The organism is Verrucomicrobiia bacterium, from assembly GCA_035765895.1.
In the GTDB taxonomy this organism is placed as follows: domain Bacteria; phylum Verrucomicrobiota; class Verrucomicrobiia; order Limisphaerales; family DSYF01; genus DSYF01.
Genome location: DASTWL010000050.1, coordinates 21,678 through 33,381, shown reverse-complemented (window position 1 = coordinate 33,381; position 11,704 = coordinate 21,678). Strand labels below are relative to the sequence as shown.

The window sequence follows — 11,704 nt, the reverse complement described above, 5'->3', positions numbered from 1 at the left end:
GACGCGGTCTTCATAGGGCCCGAAGATGTGCCGCGAACGGAGGGCAATTTGCCAGCCGGTCGCCACGCCGCCCGCCGGAGCGAACAGGTAATACCAGCCGTCGCGCTTGAGGAACTTGGGGCCCTCCACCGTCGGATGCCGCTCCGGTTCGTGAAAAACAATCTGCCCTTCGCCGAGCAGGCGCGTGGCGTCGGGTGCCATCGGGCAGACGGGCAGGCGATGTTTGATGCCCGCTCGCGAACCGGCGTAGGCATGAACCAGATACGCCCGTCCATCGTCGTCCCAGAGCGGGCAGGGCTCAATCAGGCCCCGGCTGGCTTGCAACAGATGCGGTTCGCTCCACCGGCCCTCGGGCTGCGCGGCGGTGGTGACGTAAATGCCTTCATCGGGCATCGGAAAAAATCCAGAACCGGCCGGCGTGAAAGCGCATGGCTGGCGCCCAGATGCCGCAGCCGGGCTGCACGCGTTCGTAGCGCGGATGCGGCAGGTTGCACACGGCGTGGTTGATGAGCTGCCAGAGCACAAGGTCGCGCGAATGCAAAATGGGCAGGCCGGGCGTGGTGAACGTTGAAGTCTATCGCGCGAACAATTCCGAGCAGTTCAATGTCATCAACAGCTACACCGGCACGACCGCCGTGGACAACACTCAGGGCACCGGCTTTGCCCGGTTGATCATGAATGGCCTGCACACCGGCGGCGGGCCTACACCATCAACGGTCATGCCACCCACCGCCGACCGCCAGGCGGCGCTGGGTGGCGGCGGCACCATTTCGGCCAGCAGCATGACCTTCGGGACGCGTGGCTGGCTGTCACCGGGCGGCGCGCTGAGCGCGGACTTGAGCGATTCGGCAACCTTCAGGGACACCGCAGCCATTCCCACCCCGAACAACAACGTGCTCATGACGAATGGCACCGTGGACGTTCAGTTGAACGGCACGGGCGGCGGCCCGTTGCAGATTGAATCCGGGGCCACACTCACCGGCGGCGGCATCATCGGCAGTCCGACCACCCTGGACGAAGGCGCCACGCTGGCCCCCGGCAATTCTTTCGGCACGCTGACGTTCTGCGATGCGCTGGATCTCAACGAAGCCTCCGTCCTGCAGTTTGAACTCGGGACCGTCCGCGACCAGGTTGTGGTCAACGGAGCCTTGACGCTGGCGGGCACCTTGAACGTGGCCGCCGTGGCCGGCTTTGGCGCGGGAACCTACACGCGCTTCAATTACCGCCCGGAGGTGGGCTTGAGCCTCGGTGCGGTTGCTCTCGGCAACGTGCCGGCCGATGACCAACATCTCCTGTCCACCAACTCGCCCGGCCAGGTGGACCTGATCGTTTCGCTGCCCACGCCGCCGAGCTTTGCCGCGCCGATGATTTCCGGCGGCAACCTCATCCTCGGCGGCACCGGCGGCACGCCCGGCGTGAACTATTACATGCTGACCGCCACCAATCTGACCGGCGTATGGACGCCGCTGGCGACCAATCAGTTTGACGGCAGCGGCAACTTCAGCTTTACGAACACCATGAACCCCGGCACCGCGCAGCAATTCTTCCGGTTGCAGGTTCCGTGAGCCGATCGGTCACCGCTGGAGGTCGCATCAGAACGAAGGGGCCGGCGGACGCGTTGGTTGAAACTCCCGCAAATCGAGGTGGCCTTCGCTGATGGCATGAATCGTTCCGGCGGGCTGCGTCGCGTAGAGCGTGCTCTTGATGCGGTAAGCGAACGCCTTCGATTCAATCAACGGCTTGAGCCGCGAAGCCAGGCGGAGATTGCTGAGGTGGACCGTCACGGTCTGCGTGCCCGTCGCGAGCCGGGGCAGGGAAAGCGCCTCATTGCTCAGCCCTTGGCCGACGTAAAGGCCGTTCACGTAGATTTTGTGCACGCCGCCGTTGAGCACCAGCGTGTCGGGCGTCTCGTTGGCGAGGCGGAGGGTGAAGCGGACGGTGGTTTCAAACGCCGTGGCGTCGCTGAACTGCACGTTGACGAGGCTGACCTCGGGGGAGGGGAGCGACGCGCAACCGGCCAGCAGGCCGGCCGCGGCGAGGAGCGCGCAAAGTGTTTTCATGGGGTTCAGGCGGGCCGGCGCAGAATGGTGTCCTGCTGCGCCAGGGCCGGATCGGCGTTCGGGTAGTCGAGGTTGTAATTCAGCCCGCGGCTTTCGCGGCGCTCCAGCGCGCTGCGCACGATCAGTTCCGCCGTGGTGGCGATGTTGCGCAGTTCCAGCAGGTCGCTCGTCACCTTGAAGTCCCAGTAGAACTCGTGGATTTCCTCCTGCAGGCTGGTGATGCGCTTCAAGGCGCGTTGCAGCCGCTTGTTCGTGCGCACGATGCCGACGTAGTCCCACATCGTGCGGCGGATTTCATCCCAGTTGTGCGACACCACGACCAGCTCGTCCGGATCATGCGCGGCGCCGGATTGCCATGGCGGGATGGACACGGCGGGCGCCGGGGTTGGTTGCGGGCCCAGCTTCAGGGCGGCGCGATGGGCGCAGACGAGCGCTTCGAGCAGCGAATTGCTCGCCAGCCGGTTCGCCCCATGCAGCCCCGTGCAGGCGACTTCGCCGATGGCGAACAGCCCGGCGATTTCCGTTTCACCGTCCAGATTCGTCACGACCCCGCCGCATTGGTAATGCGCCGCGGGCACGACGGGAATCGGCTCCTTGGTCATGTCGATGCCGTAACCGAGGCAGGTCTGGTAGATGTTCGGAAAGCGTTTAATCAGGAACGGCGCTGGTTTGTCGGTGATGTCGAGCAACACGCAGTCCGCGCCGGATTTTTTCATCTCGTGATCGATGGCGCGCGCCACCACGTCGCGCGGCGCGAGTGATTTCAACGGATGATAGGCGTCCATGAACGCGCGGCCGTCGGGCGTCCTCAACACGCCGCCTTCGCCGCGCACGGCTTCGCTGATCAGGAAGGACTTGGCCCGGGGATGAAAGAGGCACGTCGGGTGGAACTGGACAAACTCCATGTTCGCCACGGCGGCGCCGGCGCGATAGGCCATCGCCACGCCATCCCCGGTCGCGATGTCGGGGTTCGTGGTGTAAAGATAGACCTTTCCGCACCCGCCTGTTGCCATGATGGTGGCTGGCGCGGCGAACGTCTCGACGTTGCCCGTCGCCTTGTCGAGCACATAAACGCCGACGCACCGGTTGTCGCCCACGTAACCCAGCTTCTGCGTGGTGATGAGATCAATGGCGATGTGGTTTTCGAAGATGCTGATGTTGGGTTGTTCGGCCACGGCGGCCAGCAGGGCGCGTTCGATTTCCCGGCCGGTTACGTCCTTGGCGTGGAGGATGCGCCGCTTGGAATGACCGCCCTCGCGGCCGAGGTCGAGTTCGCGCGCGCCGCCGGAATTGGGCACCTCGCGCTCGGTGAAGCGCATGCCGAGCTCGATGAGTTCGTGGATGCGCGCCGGGCCTTCTGTGACAATCGTGCGCACGGCGGCCTCCTTGCACAGCCCGGCGCCGGCTTCGAGCGTGTCACGCACATGGGCCTCGAAGGAATCCTCCTTGCTCGTGACGGCCGCGATGCCGCCCTGGGCGTAGTTGGTGTTGGATTCCGCGCGGTTTTTCTTCGTGATGATGGCCACGCGTCCGTGGGGCGCGACCTTGAGCGCGAACGAGAGCCCGGCGATGCCGCTGCCCAGCACCAGGTAGTCAAATGAGTTCATTTGCCGGAAGTAGAAGAACCTAAAGCCGCGTTCGGGGCAAGTCCAAGCCGAGCCATCCGGCACGGAAACGGTCGCCGTGCGTCATCGCGGCGGCGTTGCCAATTCCCCACCTGCCGACTACTGTTCCGGCATGAAATTCATGCGCGCCTTTTTTGTGGCGGTGTTGGTCGTGGTGGCGTTGCCGGTGCGCGCAGCCGGGCCGGACGATCAATACATCGGGATTTATTATTTGATCCAGGAGGCGGACGCGGCCCGCGCGGCAGGCAAGCTGACCGAAGCGGCGGCCCGCTACCACGATGCGCAGGAATCGTTGCAGCAATTGCAGCGGGGCTACCCCACGTGGCAGAGCAACGTCGTTAATTTCCGGCTCAACTACCTCGCGGCCCGGCTGGCCGAATTGGGCACGAACGCCCCGGTGGTGCAACCGCCAGTCGTGCCGCCGGTTGCCGCCCTGCCGGGCGCGGCCAACGCCGACCTCGCCCGGCAGGTGGCCGCCTTGCAGCAGCAGTTGCAGCAGTTGCGCGCGAACAACGCCACGCTCGAAGCCAAACTGCGCGAGGCGCTGTCCGTTCAACCGGCAGCCGTGGACCCGGCGCAACTGGCCAGGGCGGAACAGCAGGTGCAGAGTCTCACCAAGGAAAATGAACTGCTGAAGGTCAGTCTGCGCGACGCGCAGGCCAAAAGCGAAGCCAGCGCCGCCGCCAGCCAGATGACGCAGTTGCGCCAGGAGCTGGCCGAGGCGAACGAGAAGCTCGCCGCCGAACAGGCGCGCACCCGGCAGTTGACCCGGGAACGCGGCGATTTGCAGGATCAATTGAAGAAGACCACCACCAGCCCGCGCGACACCTCGGCGCGCGACCTGGTGCAAAGCCGGCTGGAGGAGGCGAATCAAAAGCTCGAAGTGCAGAAGTCGCTGGCGGACCAGCTGGCGCAGGACAAACGCTCGCTCCTCGCGCAGTTGCAATCACTCCAGGCTGACGCCGCCAACGCGGCTGCGTTGCGGGCGGAGAATGAGTTGTTGAAGAAGCAGGTGGCGCAGTTGCAGGCCGCCCCCCCGGCGGGCGACGCGTCCAACGACCTCGGCCGTCGGCTGGCTGCGGCGGAAGCACAGATCGCCACGCTGCAATCCGAGCGCGACATTTTGCGGCTGGAGCGTGCGGGCCTCGAAAACCGCGTAAAGGATCTGCTGGCGGCGGCTCCCGCGAACGCCACCCGTCCCGGCGATGCGCGGCGCATTCAACAGTTGGAACAGGAGCGCGACGCCCTGCAGGCGCAGTTGCAGGAGGCCAACCGGCAGCTCGCCGCGCGCAATGGGAGCCGTTCCGGTTCCGCGGCGGATGCGCTGGCCGGCCAACTGGCGGATTTGCGTGCGCAGCTTGAGGTTTACGAGGCCAAGCCGGTGCCCTATTCCGCCGAGGAACTGGCCCTGTTCCGGCCGGGGCCGGCCACGTTGGCGGACACCGACCAGCCGGCCACCCCAAAATTCACCATCCCCAAGCCCCCGGCGGGCAGCGGCGCGCTGGTGGCCGAGGCGCAACGTCATTTCGCGCACGGCGAATACGCGCAGGCGGAGGAGAAATACCAGCAGGTTTTGAAACAGGACAACCAGAACGTCTATACGCTCGCCAATCTCGCCGCCATCCAGCTGGAAGAAGGCAAAATGGCCGAGGCGGAAAAGAATCTGCGCCAGGCGCTGGTCCTCGCGCCGGACGACGCCTACAGCCTGCAAACCCTCGGCTATTTGAAATACCGCGAGGGCAAATACGAAGACGCGTTTGCCGTGCTCAGCCGCGCGGCCCGACTCAATCCCGACAGTGCGGAGATTCAGAATTACCTGGGCGTCACGCTGAGTCACAAGGGCCAGCGGGCCGCCGCGGAAAGCGCGTTGCGCCGGGCGCTCATGATTGATCCCAACTACGCCAGCGCGCACAACAACCTGGCCGTGATTTACGCCACGCAGAATCCGCCGCTCATTCCGCTGGCACGCTGGCATTACGAAAAGGCGCTGGCCGCGGGGCATCCACGCAATCCTGAGCTCGAAAAGTTGTTCGGCTCCAACACGTCCACGAACGCGCCGTAATTCCACATGCTGCGCCAGGCGCAACACGAGTTCGCCATCCGCACGTCCGGCCGCGGGCTGCATGAATTCACGGATGCCGTGCAGCAATGGGTGCGGCAGAGCGGTTGCCGCACCGGACTGCTCACCCTGCATTTGCGGCACACCTCGGCTTCGTTGTTGATTCAGGAAAACGCCGACCCCGATGTGCGGCGCGACTTGGAGGCGTTCTTTGCGCGCCTGGTGCCGGACGGGGACCGGCTCTACGTGCACACGGCCGAGGGTGACGATGACATGCCCGCCCACGTGCGCGCGGCGCTGACAGCGGTGAACCTGAGTCTTCCCATTACCAATGGGCGGCTGGCGCTGGGAACATGGCAGGGCCTCTACGTGTGGGAACATCGTCACCTCCCGCACACGCGCCGCGTGGTGGCGCATTTGCTCGGCGAGTAGGCGCGCGGCCCGGCGTTTCTGCACTGGCCAAGCGCCGGGTGGAATGGCAAGTTGCGCCGCACGTTATGAAAAGCCTTTTTGCCTGTGCCGGCGCGGGATTGGTGTGGTTCACGGTCGCCCACGCTGCGGCCAGCGCGCCAGCTGGTCCGACGGATTTTGGATTCACGGGCAAGGAAATCTTTCCCATCGACAATTACATTTCGCTCCTGCAAGCCGTCGATTTGAACGGCGACGGCAAGATGGATCTCGTGGTCGTGAACAACGCGCGGTCCAAGATCGATCTGCTCCTCAACCGGACCGGTGAAACCAACCCGGTGGCATCGGACCGCATCGGCCTCAGGCGCGAGATCAACGAGCTGCCTCCCGACGCGCGTTTTCACATCGAATCCGTGGCCTCGGAGAAGCGCATCTCGGCCCTGGTGGTGACGGACCTGAACTCCGACGGCCGGCCGGACTTGGCGTATTACGGCGAGCCCAAGGAACTCATCGTGCAATACAACGAGGGCACGAACGGCTGGGGCGCGCCCAAACGCTGGCCGCTTGACGACGGCCAGTTGACGCCCAACGCGCTCAGTGCGGGCGACCTCAACGGGGACGGGCGCACGGACCTGCTGCTGCTGGCAGAAAAACAGGTTTACTGGCTGGCGCAAAAGACGGACGGCACCCTGGCCGAGCCGGTGAAAATTCCGATTTCCGCCACGGCGCGCGCGGTGCAGGCGGTGGACGTAAACGGCGACGGCCGGCAGGATCTGCTGCTCGTCAATTGGGAGAGCACCACGCCGTTCCGCTTCCGGTTGCAGAATGCCGGCGGCCAGCTCGGACCGGAGAACTACTTTACGTTTCCGTCCATTCGCTCCTATCTCGCGGACAATCTCGTGAGCAACGCCGGGACGCAAATCATCACCATCGCCCAAAATTCCGGGCGGGCGCAGATTTCGCACTTCATCGCCAAGCCCGCACCGGCCCTGGCGGGCTCCTTTCGCGAAGGTGGGCTGCAGGTGTTGCCCCTGCGCAGCACGGAAAAGTCCCGGCGCGGCCTGGCGTGGGCGGATGTGAACGGCGACGGCCTCACCGATTTGATCGTGGCCGAACCGGAAAGCGGCGAGGTCTCGCTTTTCCTGCAACAGCACGACGGGTCGCTGGCGCCCGCGGAATCGTTTCCGTCGCTGGCGGGGGTCAGCGACATCGCGGTTGGCGATTGGGATGGCAACGGGCGGGCGGACATTTTTTTGCTGAGCCCGGACGAAAAACAAATTGGCGTAACGCGACTGGATGAAAAGGGCCGGCTGCCATTTCCGACGCTGGTGCCGCTGGACGGCAAACCGCTGGTCATGGCGGTGGGCGCGGCCAGTCCGGGCGGCAAGCCGACGCTGGCGGTCATTGTCGATCAGGACGGCAAGCGGTCGCTGGTCACGCGCATGGCGGATGGCACGACGCATTCGCAGGCGCTGTCGGCCAGTTTCAAGTCGAATCCGACCGCCATGGCGTGGCACGATTTGGACCAGGATGGTCTGGCGGATCTGGTGGTGCTGATTCCTTATGAAAAAATCAAAGTGCTCGTGCAGGTGCCGGGCAAGAATTTTGCGGAGGCGGACGTGGCGCCACCGGGCGGCACGCTCGAGCAGCCGTGGATGCAATCCGCCGACGTCGATGGCGACGGCAAGCCGGAGCTGCTGCTGCCGCAGCGGAATTTTCTCCGCGCCGTGGTGCTGAAGCGTGAGGCGGCCCGGGCGGGGGCGGACGGCGAACCGGCGTGGTCATTCCAGGTGCGGGATCAAATCAACGGTGCGGAAAGCAACTCGCGCATTGTGGGCGCCACGACGGTGACCGGCACGAACGGTTCAGCGCTCTTTTTGCTCGATGCGGAACGCAAGGCGCTGTCGTTGGTGCAGCGCGACGCCGCGGGCGTGTGGCAGGTGGTGCGCAACGTGACCTTGCCGGTGTCCCAGTTCAACGGGCTGGACACGGTTGCCTTCGGCGGCCGCCAGCCCAATGCGGTTGCCTTGCTGGGCGTCAATTCCGTGGCGTGGCTGCCGCTTTATGGGCAGACGTGGGAACTGGCCGAACTGGACGGGTATGAAACCCCCGTCGAAGACGGCTACCTGCACGACATCGTGGCCGGCGACCTGAACGGCGATGGACGCAAGGATCTGGTCTTTCTGGAAACCGCGAAACACTACCTCGATCTGGTCGTGTTCGACGCGAGCAACCATCTGCGTCCGGCCAATCGCTGGCAGGTTTTCGAGGAGCGCTCCTTCCGCGCAACCCGCTCCGATCTGCCCGAGCCACGCGAAGCGGTGGTTGCGGATGTGACAGGCGACGGCAAGAAGGACCTGGTCATTCTCGTTCACGATCGGGTGATCGTGTATCCGCAGGAATAGCCGGGTTACACGGTGACTGGTTACCTGAGAGCGATGCGCCCTGGGTAACCGTGTAACTCAATTACTCCGGTTACTTCCCCCTATTTTCGCAATGCCGGCGGCGTGGGGGCGAAAATCTTCAGCGTCAGGCCGTCCACATTGGCGCTGCCCCCGTAAACGGTGAAGCTGTAATACTTCGCAATCGCGTCGAAGGGCGGAAGCAGTGAATAATCGAACCAGTTCTTCAGGCTGTCCTGGGGCATCGCGACGCCAAACGACTCGGGAATCGGCGTCATCCCGCTGGCCGGACTGTTGGTGTCCGCCCTGCCGTTGACCTTCTTCAGCGCATTAAACGCGAGGCGCTGGGATTCCACCTGATTTTCAAAGCCAAAGAAACTGGTGCCGGGCCCGGTGACCTTGGCCATGGCGTCGGTGAGCCCGGTCAGATCGCGCAGGGGCTTCGGCTGGGATTCGCCGCTTCGCAGATACTCCTCAAGCACCGCCGCATCGGATGCGACCAGCACGTAACCGCCGCTGGAGGAGAGAAACAGTTCGCGCGGCTTGGGATTGGTCGGGTCCGCTTGCGGGACGGCCATGGTGGTCACGGTGTAAATCTTGCGTCCCAGGAATTCGCGTTCACTCGGCTCGGTGCCGGTCGGGGTCAGCGCGCCGAAGACCACCTTCAGGGCGGTCACCATTTCCTCGGGGCTTTTGGAGGCAATCATCGTGATTTGGGGCGGCTGGGCCGGGGCGGCGCCGTCACCGCTGCGCGGCGCCTTTTCAAAGCTGATGATGTCGTCCCCCAGGTTGCCGATGACCTGGCGGCGCAGGTCGAATTTTTCGTCCTTCTGTTTGCCCGCCTCGTCGGCTGTGTTGAGGATGAAATCGACCGTGCTCATGATCGCGGGGGAGATTTCATTCAACGTGCTGGTCAGCGCCGTCCACGTCTTCTGGCCGTCCATGCGCCAGCGGGTGAATTTCACCGCGTCGGCCGGAACGAACGGCGGCGGCGCGGTTTCCTTGGCCTCGCCAGCGAGGATTTTCAGCAGACCCTTGCGTTCAGCTTCGGGCACGCCCACGTGGAACTGCACCAGCGCGCCTTCCGGTGTGTCTTGAAAGGCGAACGCCACGTTGCGGAGGCCGGACAAGCCCACTGCGCCGAGAATTTTTTCCGGCTTGATGGTGGCAAACGGGTCGGGCGCCTCCTCGGCGGCCTTCTCCTTTTGATCGGACAGTTTGCCGAGGGCCTGCACGAGCAACCGGGCGTTGGCCCAGCCAAAGGCATGGGCGTCGCGGAAGTAGGCCGGCTGGCAGGCCTGGAACTGGGGCACGTCGGCCAGCACCGGAGCGGAACCGCCCGTCAAGCTGCTGACGACCCGCTCAATCGGCGGCAACGTGTTGCCGGCAATGAAAAGCGAATTGACCCGGCCGAGAATCAGTTGGGATTTGCCCGCGTCGGCGGTCTTTTGCGCGTTGTCTTTTGCGTCGCCCAGTTCGCGGACGTCGCTGGGGCCGGGCAGCAGCCGCCGCAGCGTGGCGGGAATGTCATTGGAGGAAAGCGTCAGCACCATGAACTCCACGTCGCGCACTTTTTCGGTGCGCAACGGTTTTCCCGCGTCCGTCCATTTCTTGCGAAAATCGGCCAGCGCCTTTTCGAGATCCATTTGATTGGTGCCGGAATCGAGCAGCAGCAGCGCGCCGGGCTTGCCGTCCCGGCCGCCGTGCCAGCCGTTGGCGGTCAACGCCACGGTCAGCTGACCCTGCGCGAGCGCGGCGTAATCACCGAGGTTGATGCCGAGTTCACGCTCCAGCGGGGCGATCAATTGGTCCTGCAATTTGGCCGTGAAGTTGTCCTTGAACGGCTTCATTACCGGATCGTTCCACAACTGGCCCATGGGCGAGAGCCGGGCCGTGGCGCGCAATCTGGCGCTGTCGGGCGTGGTGAGCATCACCAGCGTGTCGTCCGGCAGGAGTTTTTCGGCCGGGGGCGCGCCCGCGACGAGCCGTGCGGCGGCACTTACAAAGGCCAGGGTGAACAACGGGCGGAGCAGGGCGTGTTTGAACATAGCGATGGTCATGCGTGCAACAGATGCGGGATCGAGGCCAGCTTATTCTTCGGGGGCGGTGGCGTGCTGCGTGCGGCTGGGCGGTTCGAGGTAGCGATACGGATTGCTCGGGTTGTCGGGGGAGTAGGCAAACGCGTCGCGATGATCGAGGAAGTATTTGACCGTTTCGATGGGGATGGCGAAGCCAAGACCTTCCCCAAACGCGATCTTCATGTTGGTGACGCCGATGACCTGTCCGGCCAGATTGAAGAGCGGTCCGCCGCTGTTGCCGGGATTGATCTGGGCCGTGGTTTGCAGATACAGCTCGCCGCCGAGCTGCCGGGTTTTCGTGCTGAGGATGCCCTCGGTGACGGTGCGCTCGAGCCCGAGCGGACTGCCGATGGCAAACACGTGTTCACCCACGGCCAGCGGTTCGGTGGACCCAAGCGTGACCCATTTGAACTTGGGCGCGTCCTTGTCTTCAATGCGCAGCAGGGCCAGGTCCACGAACTTGTTCATCGCCACGATGCGGACCTGTTTGTAGCTCTTGCGCTCCAACTGACCGTCCTTGACGTGATAAACCTCCACCCAGATCTGCGTCTCGCCTTCGATGACGTGAAAGTTGGTCATCAGATAGCCATCTTCATTGAGAATGAAGCCGGAGCCCAGACCGCCGGGCGTCCGCACCTGCACCACGGCTTCGCCGATTTGGGAAACCAGATCCCGCACCGCCCGCGCCGGGGCGTTGAGCGGGCCGTTGCGATAGAGCGCATCTGTGGGCGGCGCCGGCAGCGCAACGGCCGCGGGCGTCGGAGAAGCCGGGGCGGGAACGGGCGCGGGCAGGGGCGCTGTGGCCCGGGCTTTGATGACCTTGAGAATGTCTTTCCGCGGGATGACCAGAACGGTGTAGCCGATGTCAATGGCGACGGAGTCGGGCTTTTCGGCCAGGATGGTCCCGGTGATGGCCGCCTTCTCCTTCAACTCCAGGGTGTCTGCCGTGGCCAGGCACGCGCCGGCCGCCAGGCATGCGCCGGCCGCCAGGCATGCGACCAGGGGCAAACTGAACTTCAACATGGCGCGAACTTAGCGCGATTTAAGCGGAAAACAATCACAGAGGGAGGAA

The 11,704-nt window shown here is 64.4% G+C and carries 10 protein-coding genes; 4 read left to right on the top strand and 6 right to left on the bottom strand.

What is annotated here, in order from left to right; genetic code table 11:
- Positions 1–393 (bottom strand): family 43 glycosylhydrolase (locus VFV96_10580; GenBank protein ID HEU5070840.1); only part of this gene is annotated, 393 nt, incomplete at its 3' end.
- Positions 383–541 (bottom strand): hypothetical protein, encoded by a 159-nt coding sequence (locus tag VFV96_10575; GenBank protein HEU5070839.1) that lies wholly within the window; start codon positions 539–541, stop codon positions 383–385. The genes VFV96_10580 and VFV96_10575, both read right to left, overlap by 11 nt.
- 16 nt (positions 542–557) lie before the next feature.
- On the opposite strand from VFV96_10575, the gene VFV96_10570 reads away from it, so the two are divergent.
- On the top strand, positions 558–1,565 hold the full coding sequence (locus tag VFV96_10570) for a hypothetical protein (GenBank protein ID HEU5070838.1): 1,008 nt from the start codon (positions 558–560) through the stop codon (positions 1,563–1,565).
- Between the two features lie 27 nt (positions 1,566–1,592).
- On the opposite strand, the gene VFV96_10565 is transcribed toward VFV96_10570, so the two are convergent.
- Positions 1,593–2,060, bottom strand: a complete 468-nt coding sequence (locus VFV96_10565) for an LEA type 2 family protein (protein ID HEU5070837.1) — start codon at positions 2,058–2,060, stop codon at positions 1,593–1,595.
- A gap of 5 nt (positions 2,061–2,065) precedes the next feature.
- Positions 2,066–3,667, bottom strand: a complete 1,602-nt coding sequence (gene nadB, locus VFV96_10560; GenBank protein ID HEU5070836.1) for an L-aspartate oxidase — start codon at positions 3,665–3,667, stop codon at positions 2,066–2,068.
- A 139-nt stretch (positions 3,668–3,806) separates the two neighbouring features.
- On the opposite strand from nadB, the gene VFV96_10555 reads away from it, so the two are divergent.
- The 3 genes from VFV96_10555 to VFV96_10545 all read left to right on the top strand — a co-directional run bounded on the left by VFV96_10555 (position 3,807) and on the right by VFV96_10545 (position 8,557).
- Positions 3,807–5,747, top strand: a complete 1,941-nt coding sequence (locus VFV96_10555) for a tetratricopeptide repeat protein (protein ID HEU5070835.1) — start codon at positions 3,807–3,809, stop codon at positions 5,745–5,747.
- Positions 5,748–5,753: 6 nt separating this feature from the next.
- The gene (locus VFV96_10550) at positions 5,754–6,176 is read left to right on the top strand and encodes a secondary thiamine-phosphate synthase enzyme YjbQ (protein HEU5070834.1); all 423 of its coding nucleotides are present in this window, start codon (positions 5,754–5,756) and stop codon (positions 6,174–6,176) included.
- A gap of 65 nt (positions 6,177–6,241) precedes the next feature.
- A complete protein-coding gene (locus VFV96_10545) occupies positions 6,242–8,557 on the top strand; it encodes a VCBS repeat-containing protein (protein ID HEU5070833.1) in 2,316 nt (771 codons plus the stop codon).
- Positions 8,558–8,637: 80 nt separating this feature from the next.
- Here VFV96_10545 and VFV96_10540 read toward each other — a convergent pair whose 3' ends face one another.
- Positions 8,638–10,614: a hypothetical protein gene (locus VFV96_10540; GenBank protein ID HEU5070832.1), complete on the bottom strand. Its 1,977-nt coding sequence runs from the start codon at positions 10,612–10,614 to the stop codon at positions 8,638–8,640.
- Between the two features lie 30 nt (positions 10,615–10,644).
- The gene (locus tag VFV96_10535; protein ID HEU5070831.1) at positions 10,645–11,655 is read right to left on the bottom strand and encodes a trypsin-like peptidase domain-containing protein; all 1,011 of its coding nucleotides are present in this window, start codon (positions 11,653–11,655) and stop codon (positions 10,645–10,647) included.
- Between the last annotated feature and the right edge of the window lie 49 nt (positions 11,656–11,704).